This is a genomic window from Serratia sp. NA_13, assembly GCF_052691735.1.
Map to the genome: position 1 here is coordinate 721,892 of NZ_JBQZFV010000001.1, position 21,093 is coordinate 742,984.

The following is a 21,093-nucleotide window of genomic DNA, read 5'->3' on the forward strand; positions in this document are numbered from 1 at the left end:
TAAACAGGAGAAGTTGGCGATGACCGATGAATCAAAATTACCGCAGTTACTGGAGCACATGGTACTGAACCTGCGCATGCTGTACGCGCGCTCAACCCTGGTAGAAAAAGCGCTGGCCCATATCATTGCGGGAAATGCCGACCTGAAGAGCGACATCATCAAGCAGTTGCAGATAGTCCACGCCAGCAACGAACGGGATAAAATCGATCTGGAAGAGGCGCGTATCCATCTGATAGAAGTGATCAACTCCGTTCCAACCAAAAAATAACGCCTGCTTTGGCCCCCGTACTTTGCGCGGGCCATTCAACAATAACGCACCTTCCAACAAGAACTCTTCGCGACAATCTCAGTATGCTGTGATAACTATTGCTGTTAAAACCTGACAACCGGAGCAAGCATGAGACTGTTTATCTACGATCATTGCCCATTCTGCGTTAAAGCCCGCATGATTTTTGGCCTGAAAAATCTGCCCGTCCGCCTGGTCACCCTACTCAACGATGATGAAGCGACGCCGATCGGCATGATTGGCAAGAAAATGGCCCCCATTCTGCAAAAAGACGACGACAGTTACCTGCCGGAAAGCATGGATATCGTGCATTACGTCGATCAACTCGACGGTAAACCCCTGCTGACCGGTAAAATCAACCCGGCGATCGCCGACTGGCTACAGCGGGTCGGTAGCTACAGCCTCAACTTGCTGCTGCCACGCTTTGCCAACGCGGATTTCGAAGAGTTCGCCACAGCAAGCGCACGCCAGTATTTTACCGACAAAAAACAGGCTTCAATCGGTGACTTCTCCCCGCACCTTGCCGACAGCGCCGATCTAATCGCTCAACTGGAAGCCGATCTCCAGATGCTTTCCGGGCTGATAGACTCCCCTGATGCCGTGAACGGTACCCTGTCGGAAGACGATATTCACCTATTCCCACTGCTGCGTTCGCTGTCGATCGTCGCCGGGCTTACGCTGCCGGATAACGTAGAAGCCTATCGTAACCGTATGGCGCAGCGCAGTGATATTCCGCTGCTGTTCGATATGGAACAGTGATCCCCCGCAATTAGGATATAGCGCGCAAATGTTGAAAATGGTGCTGGTTACCGCCCGCGATCGGGCGAGGCTGAAAGAAATCTCTGCGGTACTGATCCGCTACGGCCTGCAGGATGTAATTCGCCTGCTGGGCCTGAGCACCCTGCTAAGCGGCGGTGAAGGCGGCGGTGAGCCACAGGATAACCAAACCTTACCACAACGCTTGCGCGCCGCACTGGAAGCGCTGGGGCCAACCTTCGTCAAGTTCGGCCAGATCCTGGCGACCCGCTCAGACCTGTTGGACTCAAGCTGGACCGACGAACTGGATCGCCTGCACAGCCAGGCGACACCCCTGGCCTGGAGCGAACTGGCACCGCAAATTACCGCCGATTTGGGTGGTGACCCACGCCAGCTGTTCGCCGAGTTTGATGAAGCCCCACTAGCCGCCGCATCGATGGCACAGATTTATCGCGCCCGTTTGCACAGCGGTGAAGCCGTGGTGATCAAGGTATTGCGCCCTGGTCTGGCAAAAACCATTCACGCCGATTTGCGCCTGCTTGCCTATCTGGCGGAAACCGTGGAACAGCAAAGTCCGGCACTGGCCCGCTACCGGCCGCGCCAAATGGTACGAGCGCTGGCAACCGCGCTTAATCACGAACTGGACCTGACTCACGAAGGTAATAACTGTGAACGGGTGGCTCAGCAATTTGCTCAACAGCCCGAGGTAGTGATACCGAAAATTTACTGGCAATGGTCGTCAAAACGTCTGCTGGTACAGGAGTTTCTGCCCGGCATCGCGCCGGAAAATCCACAGCAATTGGCAACCGCCGGCTTTGATGGCCCGCTTCTGGCACAGCGCGGCGCTAAAGCCTTTATGAAAATGGTGCTGGAGCACCGGCTTTATCACGCCGATCCGCACCCGGGCAACGTGATGGCGCTGGCGGATAACCGCGTCGGCTTTATCGATTTCGGTATGGTCGGCCAACTTTCCGAACGGCGGCGTAATCAGTTGCTGCTGTTGCTGCAGGCGATTGCCGAACGAGAGTCCGGCGGTATCGTCAATACCTTGATCGCTTGGTCGGACAGCGATCCTCTGGATCTGCTGGATTTGGAACTGGCGGCGCAAAACTTTCTCGATAAGCAGGCTTCGGCAACCCTGACGCTGGGTAAGGCATTGACCGATCTGCTGGTGATGGCGCGTGAACATCAGTTGGCGCTGCCACCGGATCTGGTATTGCTGTTCAAGGCGTTAATCACCGCAGATGGCGTGTTGCACCGGCTGGATCCCAATTTCGACATCATCGCCACCCTAAAACCGATGCTGCAACAGGTGATGCTGCAGCGTTACACCCCTGAAGCTGTGCGTCGAAGGATGCTGGCCCTGGGCGGTGAAGCACTGGACGCAAGCGAAGAACTTCCACAAACCCTGCGTCTGCTGATGCGCCGACTAAAGCGCGGGCAAATCAGCGCCGATATCAACCTCAAGAACATCAGCCAGTTAAGCCAGGCACTGGAGCGGGCAGCAGTCACCCTGGCCATTGCCATAGTGACCGCTGCCTTCACGCTGGGCCTGGCGCCCTACCTGATGCAATCCTCGGTGCGGCTTTGGGGCATCCCGCTGTTTCCGACATTGGGTGCGTTAGCCTGTCTGGGGGGCGTATTGTTGCTGGCATTGCGTTTACGCCGCTGAGCAGTTTCGGCGTTATCCGATAGGTCGTGACAAATTTCCCGCGCATTATCAATATTATCCCAAGTTCCGAAAGGGCCGAGGTATACTGCGCCCATATCAATCAGGGCGGATAGATAGGCCCCCTACACGTGAGTACTTATGAAAAAAATTATGATGGGTGTTGCAGCCCTGGCATTTGTTGGCGCATTGGTCGGCTGCAACCAGCTGACCCAATACACACTTAGCGAGCAGGAAGTGAACGACTACCTGCAAAAGCATAATGATTATCAGAAGCAGATCGGCGTGCCGGGATTAGTGAACGCCAATATCGTGCTGACGCAGTTACAGAGCCAAATTGGCCGTAGCGAACCGGGCAAAGTCACCCTTTCCGGCGATGCTAAAGTGAATATTACCTCGATCCTCGGCCCGCAGACTGCGGATCTGAAGCTGACGCTGAAGGCACAGCCGGTCTATGACCGTGAGCAAGGCGCGGTATTCCTGAAGGACATGGAGTTGACCGACTATAGCGTGCAGCCGGAGAAAATGCAGACGGTAATGAAAGCGCTGACGCCTTACCTGAACCAGTCGCTGAAATCCTACTTCGACCAAAAACCGGCCTACGTGCTGAACCCGGATAACAGTAAAACCGAGGCGATGGCCAAGAAACTGGCGAAAGGACTGGAAGTGAAACCGGGCGAACTAGTGATCCCGTTCACCGACTAAGCCCCACAGTTTGCAACAAAAAGCCCGCTGATAAGGCGGGCTGAGTATTTCCAGTCAGGTAACCAATACAGGCCTCCCTCTGAAACTTGCGCTATTACTGTGGTTCGCTGTAGGTAATCTTGCCGGCGTTACAGTCCAGGACCACGTTATAGGTTTTATCCTGTTTGGTGCCGCGAACCGTTAAAGGAACCTGCCAGACGGCATCTTTACCGGTAATGGCTTCCGGGCTGATCCAGGCTATCGGGGTAGCCGTGCCCAGCAGCTTTTTATCTGCTTCCCAGCGCGTGATGCGGTTTTGCAGAAAATCGCTTTTCACCTGAGCGGCAACGTCCGTTGGTTGCAGACCCGCGCATTGCGCGACTTTGGCGCTACGTTGCTCCTGTGCCTGCACCGGGGTAGTTAGCCCCGCCATGGCCAACAGTGCTACCGCCAAACTTAGTCCCGTTGTTTTCATATTCCCTCCAGTTGTGATTAACGCTATCCGCAGGCGCTGGCCCTTGGCTCACAACTGGTCTGGCTAAAGATCAGCGTTTGGCGAAGGTGATGACAAACAGCTCATCCAGCCCCGGATAGATTTCCTTGATCACCTGCTTCAGTTCGCTGAGCGACATATTCTCCTGCCGGGCATGCTGCTCGGTTAACCCGTCCAGACGCACCGGGGTGACTGACAGCACTTCAATCTGGCAGAAAAACACGTTGTCTTCATTACGGCTAACGCGCAATACCTCACCGGGTTGAAAGTGAGATTCACCGGCATCCCGAATGGTAATGGTCTTGCGGCCAGCCAAAATATCTGGCTCGAAGCGACTGAAGAAAGTTATTCCACGGCTCATTCTAGACCCTTTTTCATCACATTACCGCAACATAAGTCATTATGCTGCCTGCTTTTCTGACGCAGCCCCCTCTTTAGTGGTAGCGACAGATTTTTCCGTTTTCACTTTGACGGGTTTCTTAGGCGCTTCTGTCGGCGCAGCGCCACGCAGAATTTGCCCCAGTACGTCTTTATTCTCCGCCAGGAAGAAGCTCAACCCTTCACGCTGCTCATCATCCAGAGTCAGGGGTGACTGCTGCAGCCATTCACCGAGGTTATCCGCCAGATCCAGCATTTTGTCGTAAGCGTCGGCTTCTTTCTTGGTTGCGAAAGTCATCTTTTCCTCACCGTTTCTCACCACCACATATTTAACTTCAACGGCCATGTGTGCATTCCTCAAAGGTTAGAATACTGTATTTTTATACAGTATAAGGTGATTTTACGCAGGTATGCAAGTACACCCCTGACGCGACTTATTTCAACAATCGCACCTTGCAGTTCTTACCCTTGATTTTACCCTGCTGAAGCTGTTGCAGTGCCTTTCGGGCGCTTTCCTTGCGGATCGCCACATAGGCATGCACCGGGAACATGTCGATCTTGCCCACTTCCGCCGCTGTCAGCCCAGCATCGCCGGTCAATGCGCCAAGAATGTCGCCCGGACGGATTTTGGCCTTGCGACCACCATCGATGCACAGGGTGACCATTTCGGCTTCCAGCGTGGTATTCCCTGCCCCACTCAGCTCAGATACCGGCGCCCACTTAACCTTGGTTTGCAAATAGTCTTCAATGGCGTGTGCGCGCGTCATTTCCTGCGGTGTACACAGACTGATCGCCATGCCGCTCAAACCGGCACGGCCGGTACGACCGATGCGGTGTACGTGCACTTCCGGATCAAATGCCAACTCGTAGTTGACTACCAGCTCCAGCTCTTTGATATCCAGGCCACGCGCGGCGACGTCGGTTGCCACCAATACCCGGCAACTGCGGTTGGCAAAACGCACCAGCACCTGGTCACGATCGCGCTGTTCCAGATCGCCATGCAGCGCCAGCACGTTGATGCCGCGAGCTTCCAGCGCTTCATACACGCTTTGACAATCACGCTTGGTGTTGCAGAACACCACGCAGGAAGAAGGCTGGTAATGGCGGATTGCCGACACCAGCACCGCCGGACGCTGATCGCGGGTAGTTTCATAGAAGCGTTGTTCGATGGTGGTTTGTTCTTCACCGTCGTCCACTTCCACATTTAACGGGCTGCGCTGGACGCGTGCGCTGATACGTTCGATACCGCTCGGATAGGTTGCCGAGAACAACAACGTTTGGCGCTGTGACGGCGTATAGCTGATCACGTCATCGATGTCATCGGCGAACCCCATGTCCAACATGCGGTCAGCTTCGTCCAGCACCAGCACTTTCAGTTCATTCAGTACCAGCGTTTTCTTGCGCAGGTGTTCCTGAATGCGCCCCGGCGTCCCCACCACAATATGCGGGGCATGCACCAGCGAGTCGAGCTGCGGCCCCATCGGCTGGCCGCCGCACAGGGTCAAAATTTTAATGTTCTGGGTGAAGCGCGCCAAACGGCGCAATTCTTTGCTCACCTGGTCAGCCAGCTCACGCGTCGGGCACAGGATCAACGCCTGCGCGGCCACCTGAGCTACGTTAATTTTGTCCAGCAAACCGATGCCGAACGCCGCCGTTTTACCGCTGCCGGTTTTTGCTTTGGCACGTACGTCCTGCCCATTCAGGATGGCGGGCAGTGCGGCGGCCTGCACCGGTGTCATTTCGGCATACCCCAGTTCGTTGAGGTTGGCCAACTGTTCGGCTGGCAGCGGCAGGGAAGAAAAAGATACTGTGCTCACGGCGATAACTCTTTATGGCAAATGGAATGGCGGCGCGCTCAAGGCAGCACCGAATCAGCCGCAGATGATAACAGAGATAGGGTGAATTACGGATTTCAGGCATAAAAAAAGCCGGTAAGGGTGGCTTTTGACCATCATAACGACAGTCCCATAGCCCCCGGCTGCACACGCAAACGTTTTCGTATATACTGCTGGGCCATTATCAGTCCGCATTACACTCCACAGATCCAGGTACGAGACTATGTTAACTATTGGAACCGCCCTGCGCCCATCCGCCACCCGCGTTATGTTGCTCGGCTCCGGCGAGCTGGGTAAAGAAGTGGCTATCGAATGCCAGCGTTTAGGCCTCGAAGTCATCGCCGTTGATCGCTATGCTGACGCCCCTGCCATGCATGTGGCACACCGCAGCCACGTGATTAACATGCTGGACGGCAACGCGCTGAAAGCCGTGATCGAGCAGGAACGTCCTGACTATATCGTGCCGGAGATCGAGGCCATCGCCACCAGCATGCTGGTTGAACTGGAACAGCAAGGACACCGCGTGGTGCCCTGTGCCGAGGCAACGCGCCTGACGATGAACCGCGAAGGCATCCGCCGCCTGGCTGCCGAAACCCTCGGGCTGCCCACCTCCAGCTATCGCTTTGCCGATGGCGAGCAGGCTTTCCGACAAGCGGTCGAGCAAATCGGCTACCCGTGCATCATCAAGCCGGTGATGAGCTCTTCCGGCAAAGGCCAAAGCCTGATCCGCAACCCGGAACAGCTGAAAACCGCCTGGGATTACGCCCAGCAAGGCGGTCGTGCTGGCGGTGGCCGGGTGATTGTTGAAGGGCTGGTGAAATTTGATTTTGAAATAACCCTGCTGACCATCAGCGCAGTCGATGGCGTGCATTTCTGCGCGCCGATCGGCCATCGTCAGGAGGACGGCGATTACCGCGAATCCTGGCAACCTCAGCAGATGAGTGACCTGGCGCTGAGTCGTGCACAGGCGATTGCAGAAAATGTGGTGAAGGCGCTGGGCGGTTTTGGCCTGTTCGGCGTTGAATTATTTGTCTGTGGCGATGAAGTTATCTTCAGTGAGGTATCACCGCGCCCGCACGATACCGGCATGGTGACCCTGATTTCACAAGACCTGTCCGAATTTGCGCTACACGTTCGCGCCTTCCTCGGTCTGCCGATTGGCACCATTCGCCAGTTTGGCCCTTCTGCTTCGGCGGTGATCCTGCCACAGCTAATCAGCAGTGACTTACGTTTTAGCGGTCTGGATCGCGCGCTGGTCGGTCACAATCAACTGCGTTTGTTCGGCAAGCCGGAAATTAACGGTCAACGTCGGATGGGGGTTGCACTGGCAACGGCAGAAAATGTAGAGCTGGCGGTGGAATCGGCCAAACGGGCCGCCGCTGCGGTGGTGATTGAAGGGTAATGCTTTGGGGCCGGTTTGCCGGCCCCGACAACATCAATAGTTTTCGTCTTCTTCCGAGTCATCATCAGCCTGGTCATCCGGCCGTTCCTGATACTCTTCATTGTCGTCTTCGTCATCGAACATGACGCTAACCTGGTCACCCTGATGTTGTTCGCGGATTTCCTGCGCGACGCGCGCGATGGCTTCACCACTGCTCATGCCTTGTTCCATCAACAGATGGATACGATCTGCAGCTTCCTGCTGCTCTAGATGACTCAGTGACGGCATACCTGCAAGCATGTGTTTCTCTCCGGCAAAATGGAGGCTGAGTATACGCCTTAAAGCGGCGGATCCCAACGCCTGTTATTCAGTAGCCTGCAGTGAACAAGGATCGTCATGTCGCCACTGCTTCAGGCGTTGAAGCCAGAGAATAACGTGCCATCCCTGTTTAAGGCCGCGCGCGTTATCAACCATCGCCCGATCGATGCCAAGCTGAAAGAACTCATCGGTGATGCGACACTAGGCCGCCAGCTCGGGCTCACGACGAATGCTGTGGCAAATGTCCAGGGCTTCACGGGTAATCTGCCAGTGGAAAGCCGGGCGGATGGCAATTTTATCGGCATAACGCCGATTCAATGCCACCAGCATGGCGACTATTTTTATGTAATGGCGTTGATACTCAACGTTTGCCTTGCCCGTACGGCGGCGGTTACTGATCGACTGGCCGTGCACCCGCTGGCGATACAGCGCTTTGCTAAGGTATTTTACCGCTGTGCATTAAACATCACTTCAGTAGTCCAGGGAATATCCTGATGATGCAAACCCGGTTCGAAATACAACCTGTGCTGCTTAATAAAATCAAGGCGATATACCGCCAACCAGACCACATGAATAAACTTTATTGATTTTAACGCACGCTCCAGCCATTGCACGCCGCTAATAACAACGGTATCCCCTAATCGCTTTAGCGGAATAATCGGCTGCAGTTCATCCTGGTCGGTGAAATACCGTTCACCGTTACACTGCATGACATCAACAGTTCACCCACATTGTGCCACGGGACTATGACACTCAGCATTAGGGGCATAGGCAGCTCTTCGCAAAAAGTAACGAATGAATATTTCTATTTTTTTTAAAGTATCAGGGGGCAATTAAATTAAATAAGGCACTGCCCCTTGGACTTCGCAGGGGCAAAAATACGTCTTGTTACCATTTATATTTTAAGATCTGCACATGCACAGACGAGTGATAACAAGCAAAAAAATAACTGGATGAAACTAATAATGAAATTTAGAATTAGAAATTGAAACCACCCGATCCAAGAATTATCTCAACCGTTCGCTGGTGTCGTTTTAACCTATTGGATTATAGCCAAATTCGCAAAAAATGCTTCATTTGCACAATTGTTTACTCATCGTTTATAAGAACTGTGCTTATACGCCTGATGCCAGAGCATGCGTCAACCGGTTGAATATGGCAGAATAGCCGTCAGAAACCGCCGCCCCGTCAGTTAGGTTTATGAGGCCCATGAGCGCAACCGCACCGAATCTTAAGTCTTTACCCTACACCCGCACCGCCCTGCTGGAGCTGTTTGCCCCGCTGGCCTCACAGCCCTGGGCGATGTTGCTACATTCCGGTTTTGCCGAACACTCACATAACCGTTTCGATATTCTGGTGGCGCAACCCTGTGCAACCCTGACCACTCGCGGCCCCATTACCGATATCCGTTGCGGTGAAGAGCATTGGCAGTCGCCGGAAGACCCTTTCAGCCTGATACAACAGCAGTTGGAACAGCTGAACCTGCATCCGGATGTGAATGCCTGCCTGCCGTTCCAGGGCGGTGCCCTCGGATTGTTCGGTTACGATTTGGGCCGCCGGGTTGAAAAACTGCCGCAACGGGCACAGGCAGATATCAAGCTGCCCGATATGGCGGTCGGTATTTACGACTGGGCGGTGATAGCCGATCACCACCGACAGACGCTGACGTTACTCAGCTATGGTAATGGGGAACAGCGCTGGCAGTGGCTCCGCAATCAGCAGTCTGCGCCCCGGTCGGCATTTACCCTGACCAGCTCCTGGCAGGCCAATATGACGCGGCGGCAATACGGGGAAAAGTTCCAGCGTATTCAGCATTACCTTCGCAGTGGCGACTGTTATCAAATCAATCTGGCGCAACGTTTTGCTGCCGATTATCAGGGCGATGAATGGCAAGCCTTTCAGCAATTGAGCGCCAGCAACCGCGCGCCCTTCTCTGCCTTCCTGCGCCTGCCGGATAACGCCGTGCTGAGCGTTTCACCCGAGCGCTTTTTGTGGCTGGAGAACCAACATATTCAAACCCGCCCGATCAAAGGCACCCTGCCGCGACTGGCCGATGCCGGGCAGGATGCGCAACAGGCACAACGCCTGGCAAACTCCAGCAAAGACCGTGCGGAGAACCTGATGATTGTCGATCTACTACGCAATGATATCGGCCGCGTCGCCGAACCGGGCAGCGTGCAGGTTCCCGAACTGTTTGTGGTCGAACCCTTCCCGGCAGTACATCATCTGGTCAGCACCATCACCGCCACCCTGCCGCAACACACTCCGGCGACCGAACTGTTGCGCGCCTGTTTCCCTGGCGGATCCATTACCGGGGCGCCCAAGGTACGAGCTATGGAGATTATTGAAGAGCTGGAGCCACAGCGACGAAACGCCTACTGCGGCAGCATCGGCTATATCAGCGCCTGCGGCACCATGGACACCAACATCACTATCCGCACCTTGATCACCGAAAACGGCCGTATTTACTGTTCCGCCGGCGGTGGTATCGTTACCGATAGCCAGGAACAGGCGGAATATCAGGAAGCCTTTGATAAGGTCGGTCGCATTCTGCCGCAACTGGGGGAGTTTATCGCTTCGTGAACCAACCCACTTATCCAGCCTCGCTGGAAGCCTTTATCAGCCGCTTTCAGCTGCAACTGCCACAGGCATCGCAGATTTCACATAACGTTCGGCCCGCAGCGGTGCTGATCCCGATTATCTGCCGCCCCGAACCTACCCTGTTACTGACCCGCCGCGCCGACTCGCTGCGCAAGCATCCGGGCCAGGTGGCGTTTCCGGGCGGCAAAACCGATGCTGAAGACACCTCGGCGATTATCACCGCCCTGCGTGAAGCTCAGGAAGAAGTGGCTATCCCACCTCAGGCCGTGACCATTCTGGGTCAACTGGCCCCTCTCGACAGCAGCACCGGTTTTCAGGTGACCCCGGTGGTTGGCTTGATTTCACCCGATGTGCAATTTTTCGCCAATGAAGACGAAGTGGCCGAGGTTTTTGAAATGCCGCTGCACGAAGCGCTGACGCTTTCGCGCTATTATCCGTTGGATATTCACCGCGCCGGTCATTCACACCGCATTTACCTGTCCTGGTATCAGAGCCAATTTGTCTGGGGATTGACCGCCGCCATCATTCGACGACTGGCACAACAGGTCAGCATTTAACGCCAATACTGTGATGCCCATCACAAGCCAAACGGTTACCTGCTCAACAGGCGTGGGTAAAGCGATCGGCATCACTTCATTGGTTTGCTTTTTAAACTACCTTTCTGGCTATCAGATTTTTAAAAAATCTGTAAACCCTCTCTTCAACCTTACGAAATACCTGTAAAATACCGCAGTCCGGAATAAACCACTATTTCAGCAGGGTTTAAGCTGGCCGCGTTCAGCAGCGGAAGCTGGCGCGATTGCCATTAACCGAGTTTAGGCAACGGATGTTCTACGAACGGCCAAATGCCTGCGGCAATCAGTAAAAACTAACACCAAGGATTATTTTATTTCATGCGAAAAAGGCAGCCAAACCCGTGCGGCCCTTTTACAATATCGCTGTTCCCTGCTCGGTTTTTAACCGCTGCAGCCATAACAATATGCCTCTAAGGAGTTTTAGCGTGATTAGCGTTTTCGACATGTTTAAGATCGGCATCGGCCCGTCCAGCTCTCATACGGTTGGACCGATGAAAGCCGGCAAACAGTTTGTCGACGATCTGGTAAATCAAGGCCTGATGCCTTCTATCACGCGTGTTGCCGTAGATGTTTACGGCTCACTCTCATTGACCGGTAAAGGTCACCATACCGATATCGCTATCATTCTCGGCCTGGCGGGCAATATGCCCGACACCGTTGATATCGATAGCATCCCGGGCTTTATTCGCGATGTAGAACAACGTCAACGCCTGATGCTGGCCAACGGCTTGCATGAGGTTGATTTCCCGCGTGACGGCGGCATGGTTTTCCGCAGCGACAATTTGCCGCTGCATGAGAACGGCATGCAGATCCACGCCTTCGCCGGGGATAAACAAGTTTACAGCAAGACTTACTACTCACTCGGCGGCGGTTTTATCGTCGACGAAGAGAACTTCGGCAAAGCCGACGCGCACGAGTTGAGCGTCCCTTATCCGTTCAGTTTTGCTCGTGATATTCTCGCCCACTGCCGTGATACCGGGCTGTCCTTTTCTGGTCTGGTAATGCAGAACGAACTGGCGCTGCACAGCAAGCAGGATATCGAAACCTACTTCGGCAACATTTGGCAGACCATGCGCGCCTGTATCGATCGCGGGTTGAACACCGAGGGCGTCCTGCCGGGGCCACTGCGTGTGCCACGTCGTGCCTCCGCACTGCGTCGCATGCTGGTGTCTTCCGACAAGCTGTCCAACGATCCGATGAACGTGATTGACTGGGTCAACATGTTCGCATTGGCGGTCAACGAAGAGAACGCGGCCGGCGGGCGAGTCGTCACCGCGCCGACCAACGGTGCCTGTGGCATCGTCCCTGCCGTACTGGCTTACTATGACCACTTTATTGAATCCGTCAGCCCGGATATTTATATCCGTTACTTTATGGCCGCGGGCGCAGTAGGCGCATTGTACAAAATGAACGCCTCTATCTCCGGTGCCGAAGTGGGCTGCCAGGGTGAAGTGGGCGTGGCCTGCTCAATGGCCTCAGCCGGTCTGGCCGAACTGCTGGGTGCCAGCCCGGAGCAGGTTTGCATCGCGGCTGAGATCGGCATGGAGCACAACCTGGGGCTGACCTGTGACCCGGTTGCCGGCCAGGTTCAGGTTCCTTGCATTGAACGTAATGCCATTGCTTCGGTGAAAGCGATCAACTCGGCGCGTATGGCGCTGCGTCGTACCAGTGAGCCACGTGTCTCGCTGGATAAGGTGATCGAAACGATGTATGAAACCGGTAAAGACATGAACGCCAAATACCGCGAAACTTCTCGCGGCGGTCTGGCGATCAAAGTGCAGTGTGACTGACCCTCTAACCCCGCCTTTCCGGCGGGGTTTTTCTTTCTGCCCTTGAGTCAGTCAAATCATTGTCCCTTTTAGTGACAACGTCACATTGAGATTCAAAACCCTATCCCACAGTTAACCGGCAATTTAGCCCTCTGTTTCACTAAATTTAAATAATTTATTGGGTTAACATCACTCTTGTATAACGACAGGCTAGAATTAGCCAAGTATCATTTAGGGCAGTTTGGCCTGACGGTGATTCTGGACTGGCTTACCGAACAAGGATTTAGCGATGTTGATGACCCAACTTGCCGTGACCAAATACCGCTATTACCGTTGGCTACTGGCCGGTGCGGTCGGGTTGGCTATTCTGCTGTTATCGCTCTACACCCGTTATTATCAAGAAATTGGCACTATTGAACAAAACCGGCAGGTGCTCGCCACCCGTACCGTCGCCAAGATTAACGATCTGCTGACACCGGCAAAACAACAGGCCGAGCGCTCTATGCCCCTGCTGGGCTCCACCTGTGAAGAGGTGATGCCAACGCTGCGTTTTCGCGCCGCACAAAACCAGGCCCTGAGGGCAATGCTGCTGGTTAAGGACGGAGTTATTTACTGTTCCAGCCTGTTTGGCACCCGTCAGTACGTTTTCAGCGCTATTTTGCCCAGCGTAGCAAACGCTGGCACGAAGCTGGTGTTACGACCTTCACTCGCTGTCACCAAAGGCGTGCCGACCCTGATCATGTGGACTCCCGCGCAGCCTGATAACCACAGTAACGGCGTGTTGCACGTGTTCAATATTGAGCTATTGGCGAACTTCCTGTTAGAACCTCAAGAACCCTACGCGCAGCGGGTGGTGCTGAACGTCGGCAACTACAGCCTGGAATACGGTCGCCGGGAAATCTTGCGTAGCGATACCCTGACCACTGACCTGCGCTATACCGCAAAATCTACCAAGTATCCGTTCTCTATTTCACTGTTCGGCCCGCAGGCCAGCATGCTGGCGCTGGCGGCGCTGCCACGTCATATCCCTCTCTCGTTGCTGATCAGCCTGCTGGCGGCCTATGTGGTGTATCTGCTCACCGCTAATCGCATGAGCCTGTCGTATCACATTGGCCACGCCATTTCCCACCGCGAATTCCGCGTTTACTGTCAGCCCATCATCAATGCTGAAACCGGCCGCTGTGTCGGGGTCGAGATGCTGCTGCGCTGGAAAAACAAGCGCCAGGGCTGGATCTCCCCCGACGTGTTTATCCCGCTGGCGGAACAGCATGGCTTGATCATCGCCCTGACCCGATACCTGATGAATACCGTGGTGGAAAACCTGCAGTTGTTCCCACCACGCCCGTCGTTTTATATCAGCATCAACGTCGCGGCTGAGCATTTCAACGAGGTGACCATTATCGATGATATCCGCCGCCTGTGGCTTCCCGCCCATCCGATGCCTTCGCTGATGCTCGAGTTGACCGAGCGCACCGCCCTGTCGGAAATTCACTACGAGCAGATCAAAACGCTGAAGGAAATGGGCATCATGCTGGCGATTGACGACTTTGGCACCGGGCACAGTTCACTCAGCTACCTGAAAAAACTCAGCCCTGACGTATTGAAAATCGACCGGGGTTTCACCGCCGCCATAGGTACCGATGCGATTAACGCCACCGTCACCGATACCATCATTACTCTGGCACAACGGCTTAAGCTGAAACTGGTGGCTGAAGGGGTAGAAACCGCTGAGCAGGCCGATTATCTGCGCTCGCGCGAGGTCAATTCATTGCAGGGATTCTATTTCGCCAAGCCAATGCCCATCAATGTCTTTCCATTGTGGTTACAGCAGTATGAGTCTCGGTTGCGGGCGGCAAATCAGCGGGAAGAACAGCAGAAGGAGCAGGAAAGCAAGCCGGAGGCGTGATGCCTCCGGCCCGTAGGTTACTGATGCTCCTCGTCGTGAGGTTCAACTTTGGTAATACGCACCAGTTCAATGCGGTACTCGGACAGGGCAACGACTTCGAAACGCAGGTGGTTAAGCTCCACCGTTTCGCCCACAGCCGGCATTTGGCCGTAGTGGGACAGCAGGAGGCCCGCCAAAGTGGCGAAGTCCGCCGTCGGACTGACCAGATCGTCGCAGTTCAGCGCCTGCTCCAGTGAGTGCAGATCGGCGCCGCCCTTCACCAGCCAACTGGCGTCTTCCACCACGATATCCGGCGTTTCATCCTCGTCCGGGAATTCACCGGCAATGGCTTCCAGCACGTCCAGTGGCGTGACCAGCCCCTGCACAACACCAAATTCATTGGTGACCACCACCAGGCGTCCCTTGGCACGGCGCAATACCGCCAGCAGGTTAATCACGTCCATGGTGTCCGGCACCACAATCGGTGGCGTACGCGCAGCAAACTCGGCGATATCTTCGCCCCGCTCGACTGCCACCAGCAGATCCTTGGCACGCACCACGCCGATAATGTCATCCAGCGAGTCGCGGCACACCGGGAACAGGCTATGCGGCGTATCCAGCAGTTGTTCACGCACCTCTTCACGGGAACGATCGCAATCCACCCATGAAATATCGGTACGTGGCGTCATCACGCTACGCAGTGAACGCGAGGCCAGTGTCAACACGCCACTGATCATATAACGTTCTTCCTCGGCGAAGGTTTCATTCACCGGTAACGGTGCCGCTTCGTCCATTTGCTGCGCGCGCTGCTGCCCCATCAGGCGCATGATCGCCTCTGCGGTGCGTTCACGCATCGGACGATGAGCCTGATGTTTGATAAAGTTACGGCGGGCAATTTGGTTAAACAGCTCGATCAAAATCGAGAAACCAATCGCGGCATACAGGTAACCTTTAGGGATATGCAAACCAAAGCCTTCGGCGATCAGGCTAAGGCCGATCATCAACAGGAAGCTCAGGCACAGCACCACAATAGTAGGATGCGCATTAACGAAGTTGGTCAGCGGTTTGGAAGCCACCAGCATCACTACCATGGCTATGACAACGGCGGTCATCATGACCGGCAGGTCGTTCACCATGCCCACCGCGGTAATTACCGCGTCGAGTGAGAACACGGCGTCAAGGATCACAATCTGTACCACCACCGCCCAGAATTTGGCATAGCCTCGGTTGGCACCATCCTGATGCGTTTGCCCTTCCAGCCGTTCGTGCAGCTCCATGGTGGCTTTGAACAACAGGAACACACCGCCGAACAGCAGGATCAAGTCACGGCCGGAGAAGCTGAACTCCCCAACGCTAAACAGCGGCGTGGTCAGCGTCACCATCCAGGAAATCACCGACAACAGGCCCAAACGCATAAACAGCGCCAGCGACAGACCGAGTATGCGTGCTTTATCACGCTGCTTCGGCGGCAGTTTATCGGCCAGAATGGCGATAAACACCAGGTTGTCGATACCCAGTACGATTTCCAATACCACCAGTGTCAGTAACCCAGCCCAAATTGAGGGGTCCATTAAAAATTCCATATCAGACTCCGAAAAAAAGACAGGATGGCCGAGCGGTGCTCAGGCGTGACGATGCCGACGCAGCAAAGGCGCGGACAGAAATAGCAAGATATCGGGATTGCAGTACCGGGGAGTGGCCGAGCGGCCGTATGATTTGTACTACGCCAGCAGGTGGCGGGTGGAACCTTGAAAAACAGTAACTTCGGTGACAGTCCATAGGGTGGGCTGAGGCCCTTCACTCCTGAATATGAAAGAAGAAATACTCTAGCAGGAATTTTTGGGCCGGCAAAGAAGCTTTTTTACCTTCTGCACCGTCTTGTAACAGCTCTGTTGTTTAATTCCGCAAACACCGGGCTAGGAGTAATCCTAGCGATCAATAGCAGAGCAATGTCACAAAATTTATTTTTTCACTCACTAAAATAAATGGCGCTGACGTGGACTCACGCACACAGGCTTTTGAAACTGCGCGAGAAATGTTAACGGCGGGTTTCCAAATTTCTACCATAATTTATCTGATACCACGGAAGTGACCGCCAGCAATAAAATGAACTGAACCTACACACCATCCGTGCATGAAGTTCAATGAGGAGGTAGCGAGTGGCAATAGCTATTATCATCGGCACACACGGGACCGCAGCAGAACAATTGCTGAAGACTACGGAAATGCTATTAGGCGAACAGGATAACGTCGCTTTTATAGATTTCGTCCCCGGTGAAAATGCCGAAACGTTAATCGAGAAATACAAGGGTAAAATCAGCGGACTAGACACCAGTGGTGGCGTCCTGTTCCTGGTGGATACCTGGGGCGGCAGCCCGTTCAACGCGGCCAGCCGCATCGCCGTCGATAAAGAAAACTATGAGGTCGTCACCGGGGTTAACATTCCGATGCTGGTTGAAACCTTCATGGCACGAGACGATAACCCTGGCTTTGACGAACTGGTCGCGCTGGCGTTGGAAACCGGCCGTGAAGGCGTGAAAGCGCTGAAAAAACCGGCCGAAGAGAGTGTTAAGCCCGCGGCACCACAAAGTACTCCCACCGCAAAACCCACCGCCCCTCAGGTGCCGCTGGGTCCCAATGATCATATGAAAATCGGTCTGGCCCGTATCGATGACCGTCTGATCCACGGTCAGGTCGCGACCCGCTGGACCAAGGAAACCAACGTTAGCCGCATCATCGTGATCAGTGACGAAGTCGCCGCCGACCACGTTCGCAAAACCTTGCTGACTCAGGTTGCCCCTCCGGGCGTCACCGCACACGTGGTCGACGTGGCGAAAGCCATCCGGGTATGGAACAACCCGAAATATGCCAGCGATCGCGTGATGCTGCTGTTCACCAACCCGACCGATGTCTGGCGTTTGGTGGAAGCCGGCGTGGATATCAAGTCGGTGAATATCGGCGGTATGGCGTTCCGCCAGGGTAAAACCCAGGTGAACAATGCCGTCTCGGTTGACGAAAAAGATATCGAAGCGTTTAAGAAATTAAACGAGCGCGGTATTGAATTGGAAGTTCGTAAAGTCTCGTCCGACAGTCGGTTAAAAATGATGGACCTGATTAACAAACTCAATTAATGGCGACAGCCAATAATTATTTTACTCAGAGATCTTTGGTCATAGGAGAAGTGCAATGGAGATTACCACTCTTCAGATTGTACTGATATTTATCGTTGCCTGTATCGCCGGGATGGGTTCCGTTCTCGACGAGTTTCAGTTCCACCGTCCGCTGGTCGCCTGTACCCTGATCGGTTTAATTCTCGGTGACATGAAAACCGGTATCATCATCGGCGGTACGCTGGAGATGATCGCCCTGGGCTGGATGAACATCGGTGCGGCGGTAGCGCCAGATGCGGCATTAGCGTCAATCATTTCCACCATTCTGGTTATTGCCGGCGGACAAAACGTCGGGGCCGGTATCGCCCTGGCCATTCCGCTGGCGGCGGCCGGGCAAGTGCTGACCATCATCGTACGTACCCTGACCGTGGCCTTCCAGCACGCGGCAGACAGCGCGGCGGAGCGAGGCAGTTTGCGGGCCATTACCTGGCTGCATATCTCTGCCCTGCTGCTGCAGGCGATGCGTATTGCCATCCCGGCAGTTATTGTCGCTATCTCGGTAGGCACCTCTGGCGTTCACGCGCTGCTTAACTCGATCCCAGAAGTCGTCACCAGCGGCCTGAACATCGCCGGCGGGATGATCGTGGTGGTAGGTTACGCCATGGTGATCAACATGATGCGTGCCGGCTACCTGATGCCATTCTTCTACCTCGGCTTCGTTACTGCCGCCTTCACCAACTTTAACCTGGTCGCCCTCGGCGTGATCGGCGTGGTGATGGCCGTGCTGTATATCCAGCTCAGCCCGAAATACAACAAGTCTCAGGTAGTCCAGGCTGGCCCGGCAAATGCCAACGACCTCGATAACGAACTCGACTAGGAATAGGTGAGAGAAATGGTTGATACAACAGCTCAAAAGAAACTCACGCCGGCCGATATTCGCGGTGTGTTTATGCGCTCGAATCTGTTCCAGGGTTCATGGAACTTCGAACGTATGCAGGCACTGGGTTTTTGCTTCTCAATGGTGCCGGTGATCCGTCGCCTGTATCCTGAAAATAACGACGAGCGCAAGCAGGCGATCAAGCGCCATCTGGAGTTCTTTAACACCCACCCTTACGTGGCGGCGCCGGTGCTTGGCGTTACCATGGCGATGGAAGAACAACGCGCTAACGGTGCGCCTATCGACGATGCGGCCATCAACGGTATCAAAGTCGGTTTGATGGGGCCTTTGGCCGGTGTCGGCGACCCAATTTTCTGGGGTACCGTACGTCCGGTATTTGCCGCACTCGGGGCCGGTATTGCCATGAGTGGCAGCCTGCTGGGCCCGATTTTGTTCTTCGTCCTGTTCAACCTGGTACGCCTGTTGACCCGCTATTACGGCGTGGCCTACGGTTATCGCAAAGGGGTGGATATCGTTAATGATATGGGCGGCGGATTCCTGCAAAAACTGACGGAAGGAGCGTCCATTCTTGGCCTGTTTGTTATGGGGGCTTTGGTCAACAAGTGGACGCACGTGAATATCCCGCTGGTGGTGTCGAAGATCACTGACCAGACCGGTCATACCACGGTGACCACCGTGCAAACCATCCTCGACCAGTTGATGCCGGGCCTGGTGCCGCTGCTGCTGACCTTCGGCTGTATGTGGTTGTTGCGCAGGAAAGTGAATGCGTTGTTGATCATCATCGGCTTCTTCGTCATCGGTATCTTCGGCTATTGGGTAGGTCTGCTGGGTCTGTAAGCGTTTTAACCGCCGGGGGCCCCCTTACTGCCGGTCAGTTAAGGCGATATTGTCCCCTCTCCCCCCAGGAGAGGGAAACGCTCGCTTAAGACTGGCATCAGGGAAACCCCCGGTTTTTTATTTGTGGAGTTGAAAGATGTCGCTGACCGATGGCGTATTACTGATTTTCACCGTGCTGATGCTGCTGTATGCGATTTACGACGAGTTCGGCATGAACCTGCTGAAGGGCAAAACCTTGCTCAAGGTGCAGTTGAAGCGCCGGAATCGGATTGATTGCCTGATTTTTGTCGGCCTGCTCGCCATTTTGCTCTACCGAAATGTCGCTACCCAAGGTGCGGTATTAACCACCTGGCTGCTTATTTCTTTAGCACTGTTCGCAATTTATATTTCTTATATCCGCTGGCCCAAGATGTTGTTTAAAGCGCAAGGTTTCTTTTATGCCAATGCCTTTATTGATTATAACCGGATTAAGGCCATGAATTTATCCGAGGATGGCATTCTGGTGATAGATCTTGAGCAGCGTCGATTATTGATTCAGGTCACTCAATTAGACGACCTTGAAAAAATTTACCACTTTTTTGTTGAAAATCAGTGAGTAAAGAAAAAATCAGCCCCAACCCCTGATAGCCCTGCGCTGCATGCGGATAAATAATCATCAGCACACATGGCTACCTGATGGTTATTCACGCAATATTGTTGCACTCGCCTACATTATATTCCTTCTTATACAATTCATTAATGGAAGCTATTATCAATTTAAAAAAAATACCCATGGGGAATAAGAGTTGTTGGTAACGGAATTAATATGCTATGGTTGCGCCGTCATTGGGGAGTAGCCGGTTTCTGGGCAATAAAACACCAGAAACGCCCGTATCAACATACTCGTTTTATACATTAAAACGTGGTACGGGCAGCCAGGTCAGGTTGGCGAGACCATAGACACGTAACTCCGTCGTATGGTTGGGGGTGGGTTACGTGTATATGGAGCCGCCCGGCCGAGGTTATTCAACATGAACTTGTCAGCTACACTCATTCTCGCTTTTGGCATGTCTATGGATGCATTCGCCGCATCGATTGGCAAAGGTGCCAGCCTGCATCAACCCCGTTTTCGCGAAGCGCTACGCACCGGACTTATCTTCGGCGTGGTAGAAGCCATTACGCCGATTATCGGTTGGGGCATCGGCCTGTTCGCCAGCCAATACATTATGGAATGGGATCACTGGGTCGCCTTCTCGCTGCTGTTTATTCTCGGTATGCGCATGATTGTCGAAGGCATCAGGAACCGGCCTGACGAAGTGGAAAAAGTGAAGCGTCACGGCTTCTGGCTATTAGTCGCCACCGCCATCGCTACCAGCCTCGACGCCATGGCTATCGGTGTCGGCCTGGCCTTCCTGCAGGTGAATATTGTCCATACCGCCATGGCCATTGGCTGCGCTACCATGATTATGGCCACTCTGGGGATGATGATTGGCCGCTTTATCGGGCCGTTGCTCGGCAAGCGCGCGGAAATCCTCGGCGGCGTGGTGTTAATCGGTATCGGCTTCAATATCCTGCTGGAGCATTTGGGCTATCTGGCCTGATAGCGCTGAACCCAAAGAAAAACCTGCCAATGGCAGGT

Annotated in this window: 20 protein-coding genes, 1 pseudogene and 1 riboswitch; of the genes and pseudogenes, 14 read left to right on the forward strand and 7 right to left on the reverse strand. The window is 54.3% G+C overall.

Translation table 11 applies throughout. The features are described 5' to 3' along the window. Nucleotides 1–19: 19 nt before the first annotated feature. The 4 genes from ACUTSU_RS03350 to ACUTSU_RS03365 all read left to right on the forward strand — a co-directional run bounded on the left by ACUTSU_RS03350 (nt 20) and on the right by ACUTSU_RS03365 (nt 3,416). Complete coding sequence (locus ACUTSU_RS03350; protein ID WP_445650634.1) at nt 20–268, forward strand: hypothetical protein; 249 nt, start codon at nt 20–22, stop codon at nt 266–268. Nucleotides 269–397: 129 nt separating this feature from the next. After that, nucleotides 398–1,045: a glutaredoxin 2 gene (grxB, locus tag ACUTSU_RS03355; RefSeq protein WP_445650633.1), complete on the forward strand. Its 648-nt coding sequence runs from the start codon at nt 398–400 to the stop codon at nt 1,043–1,045. A gap of 28 nt (nt 1,046–1,073) precedes the next feature. Further along, nucleotides 1,074–2,714, forward strand: a complete 1,641-nt coding sequence (locus ACUTSU_RS03360) for an ABC1 kinase family protein (RefSeq protein WP_445650632.1) — start codon at nt 1,074–1,076, stop codon at nt 2,712–2,714. Between the two features lie 138 nt (nt 2,715–2,852). Then, entirely contained in the window at nt 2,853–3,416 is a 564-nt protein-coding gene (locus tag ACUTSU_RS03365; RefSeq protein ID WP_445650631.1) for a lipoprotein, read from the forward strand. A gap of 94 nt (nt 3,417–3,510) precedes the next feature. Here ACUTSU_RS03365 and yebF read toward each other — a convergent pair whose 3' ends face one another. From yebF to dbpA, 4 genes are all read right to left on the reverse strand, one after another. Further along, nucleotides 3,511–3,870, reverse strand: coding sequence for a protein YebF (gene yebF / locus ACUTSU_RS03370; protein ID WP_445650630.1), 360 nt, complete (start codon nt 3,868–3,870; stop codon nt 3,511–3,513). Nucleotides 3,871–3,940: 70 nt separating this feature from the next. Continuing rightward, nucleotides 3,941–4,249: a N(4)-acetylcytidine aminohydrolase gene (gene yqfB / locus ACUTSU_RS03375; RefSeq protein ID WP_445650629.1), complete on the reverse strand. Its 309-nt coding sequence runs from the start codon at nt 4,247–4,249 to the stop codon at nt 3,941–3,943. A gap of 39 nt (nt 4,250–4,288) precedes the next feature. After that, on the reverse strand, nt 4,289–4,612 hold the full coding sequence (locus tag ACUTSU_RS03380; RefSeq protein WP_445650628.1) for a YebG family protein: 324 nt from the start codon (nt 4,610–4,612) through the stop codon (nt 4,289–4,291). An 88-nt stretch (nt 4,613–4,700) separates the two neighbouring features. Beyond that, nucleotides 4,701–6,083, reverse strand: coding sequence for an ATP-dependent RNA helicase DbpA (dbpA, locus tag ACUTSU_RS03385; protein WP_445650627.1), 1,383 nt, complete (start codon nt 6,081–6,083; stop codon nt 4,701–4,703). A 241-nt stretch (nt 6,084–6,324) separates the two neighbouring features. Between dbpA and purT the strand changes: the two genes are divergently transcribed. After that, nucleotides 6,325–7,503: a formate-dependent phosphoribosylglycinamide formyltransferase gene (gene purT, locus ACUTSU_RS03390; RefSeq protein WP_445650626.1), complete on the forward strand. Its 1,179-nt coding sequence runs from the start codon at nt 6,325–6,327 to the stop codon at nt 7,501–7,503. A 33-nt stretch (nt 7,504–7,536) separates the two neighbouring features. Here the strand turns inward: purT and ACUTSU_RS03395 are convergent, their stop codons facing one another. After that, a complete protein-coding gene (locus ACUTSU_RS03395) occupies nt 7,537–7,782 on the reverse strand; it encodes a YoaH family protein (RefSeq protein ID WP_445650625.1) in 246 nt (81 codons plus the stop codon). 63 nt (nt 7,783–7,845) lie between these two features. Next, nucleotides 7,846–8,519 (reverse strand): annotated as a pseudogene (locus tag ACUTSU_RS03400) (glycosyltransferase); the annotation flags it as partial. A gap of 490 nt (nt 8,520–9,009) precedes the next feature. On the opposite strand from ACUTSU_RS03400, the gene pabB reads away from it, so the two are divergent. The 4 genes from pabB to ACUTSU_RS03420 all read left to right on the forward strand — a co-directional run bounded on the left by pabB (nt 9,010) and on the right by ACUTSU_RS03420 (nt 14,651). After that, on the forward strand, nt 9,010–10,383 hold the full coding sequence (gene pabB / locus ACUTSU_RS03405; protein ID WP_445653766.1) for an aminodeoxychorismate synthase component 1: 1,374 nt from the start codon (nt 9,010–9,012) through the stop codon (nt 10,381–10,383). Then, the gene (locus tag ACUTSU_RS03410) at nt 10,380–10,958 is read left to right on the forward strand and encodes a CoA pyrophosphatase (RefSeq protein WP_445650623.1); all 579 of its coding nucleotides are present in this window, start codon (nt 10,380–10,382) and stop codon (nt 10,956–10,958) included. Before pabB ends, ACUTSU_RS03410 begins: the two co-directional genes overlap by 4 nt. A gap of 443 nt (nt 10,959–11,401) precedes the next feature. Beyond that, nucleotides 11,402–12,766, forward strand: a complete 1,365-nt coding sequence (sdaA, locus tag ACUTSU_RS03415) for an L-serine ammonia-lyase (protein WP_445650622.1) — start codon at nt 11,402–11,404, stop codon at nt 12,764–12,766. Nucleotides 12,767–13,034: 268 nt separating this feature from the next. After that, nucleotides 13,035–14,651 carry an EAL domain-containing protein gene (locus ACUTSU_RS03420; RefSeq protein WP_445653767.1) on the forward strand — a complete coding sequence of 539 codons (1,617 nt, stop codon included), beginning with the start codon at nt 13,035–13,037 and terminating at the stop codon, nt 14,649–14,651. A 17-nt stretch (nt 14,652–14,668) separates the two neighbouring features. Here the strand turns inward: ACUTSU_RS03420 and ACUTSU_RS03425 are convergent, their stop codons facing one another. Beyond that, a complete protein-coding gene (locus ACUTSU_RS03425; RefSeq protein ID WP_445650620.1) occupies nt 14,669–16,213 on the reverse strand; it encodes a TerC family protein in 1,545 nt (514 codons plus the stop codon). A gap of 576 nt (nt 16,214–16,789) precedes the next feature. On the opposite strand from ACUTSU_RS03425, the gene manX reads away from it, so the two are divergent. The 5 genes from manX to mntP all read left to right on the forward strand — a co-directional run bounded on the left by manX (nt 16,790) and on the right by mntP (nt 21,055). After that, nucleotides 16,790–17,761, forward strand: a complete 972-nt coding sequence (gene manX, locus ACUTSU_RS03430; RefSeq protein WP_445650619.1) for a PTS mannose transporter subunit IIAB — start codon at nt 16,790–16,792, stop codon at nt 17,759–17,761. A gap of 55 nt (nt 17,762–17,816) precedes the next feature. Further along, nucleotides 17,817–18,617, forward strand: coding sequence for a PTS mannose/fructose/sorbose transporter subunit IIC (locus tag ACUTSU_RS03435; RefSeq protein ID WP_445653768.1), 801 nt, complete (start codon nt 17,817–17,819; stop codon nt 18,615–18,617). 15 nt (nt 18,618–18,632) lie between these two features. Continuing rightward, nucleotides 18,633–19,475, forward strand: coding sequence for a PTS mannose transporter subunit IID (locus tag ACUTSU_RS03440; protein ID WP_445650617.1), 843 nt, complete (start codon nt 18,633–18,635; stop codon nt 19,473–19,475). Nucleotides 19,476–19,611: 136 nt separating this feature from the next. Then, on the forward strand, nt 19,612–20,070 hold the full coding sequence (locus ACUTSU_RS03445) for a DUF986 family protein (protein WP_445650616.1): 459 nt from the start codon (nt 19,612–19,614) through the stop codon (nt 20,068–20,070). 220 nt (nt 20,071–20,290) lie between these two features. Further along, nucleotides 20,291–20,474: riboswitch (yybP-ykoY riboswitch) on the forward strand. Nucleotides 20,475–20,485: 11 nt separating this feature from the next. Further along, entirely contained in the window at nt 20,486–21,055 is a 570-nt protein-coding gene (gene mntP / locus ACUTSU_RS03450) for a manganese efflux pump MntP (RefSeq protein ID WP_445650615.1), read from the forward strand. Nucleotides 21,056–21,093: the final 38 nt, after the last annotated feature.

Excerpts from the sequence above, each read along its gene's own strand:
- ACUTSU_RS03395 (WP_445650625.1), bottom strand. The coding sequence starts at position 7,782 with ATGCTTGCAGGTATGCCGTCACTGAGTCATCTAGAGCAGCAGGAAGCT.
- grxB (WP_445650633.1), top strand. The coding sequence starts at position 398 with ATGAGACTGTTTATCTACGATCATTGCCCATTCTGCGTTAAAGCCCGC.
- ACUTSU_RS03445 (WP_445650616.1), top strand. The coding sequence starts at position 19,612 with ATGTCGCTGACCGATGGCGTATTACTGATTTTCACCGTGCTGATGCTG.
- yqfB (WP_445650629.1), bottom strand. The coding sequence starts at position 4,249 with ATGAGCCGTGGAATAACTTTCTTCAGTCGCTTCGAGCCAGATATTTTG.
- ACUTSU_RS03350 (WP_445650634.1), top strand. The coding sequence starts at position 20 with ATGACCGATGAATCAAAATTACCGCAGTTACTGGAGCACATGGTACTG.
- yebF (WP_445650630.1), bottom strand. The coding sequence starts at position 3,870 with ATGAAAACAACGGGACTAAGTTTGGCGGTAGCACTGTTGGCCATGGCG.
- purT (WP_445650626.1), top strand. The coding sequence starts at position 6,325 with ATGTTAACTATTGGAACCGCCCTGCGCCCATCCGCCACCCGCGTTATG.
- mntP (WP_445650615.1), top strand. The coding sequence starts at position 20,486 with ATGAACTTGTCAGCTACACTCATTCTCGCTTTTGGCATGTCTATGGAT.
- pabB (WP_445653766.1), top strand. The coding sequence starts at position 9,010 with ATGAGCGCAACCGCACCGAATCTTAAGTCTTTACCCTACACCCGCACC.
- ACUTSU_RS03435 (WP_445653768.1), top strand. The coding sequence starts at position 17,817 with ATGGAGATTACCACTCTTCAGATTGTACTGATATTTATCGTTGCCTGT.
- ACUTSU_RS03380 (WP_445650628.1), bottom strand. The coding sequence starts at position 4,612 with ATGGCCGTTGAAGTTAAATATGTGGTGGTGAGAAACGGTGAGGAAAAG.
- ACUTSU_RS03440 (WP_445650617.1), top strand. The coding sequence starts at position 18,633 with ATGGTTGATACAACAGCTCAAAAGAAACTCACGCCGGCCGATATTCGC.
- ACUTSU_RS03365 (WP_445650631.1), top strand. The coding sequence starts at position 2,853 with ATGAAAAAAATTATGATGGGTGTTGCAGCCCTGGCATTTGTTGGCGCA.
- ACUTSU_RS03425 (WP_445650620.1), bottom strand. The coding sequence starts at position 16,213 with ATGGAATTTTTAATGGACCCCTCAATTTGGGCTGGGTTACTGACACTG.
- ACUTSU_RS03420 (WP_445653767.1), top strand. The coding sequence starts at position 13,035 with ATGTTGATGACCCAACTTGCCGTGACCAAATACCGCTATTACCGTTGG.
- ACUTSU_RS03360 (WP_445650632.1), top strand. The coding sequence starts at position 1,074 with ATGTTGAAAATGGTGCTGGTTACCGCCCGCGATCGGGCGAGGCTGAAA.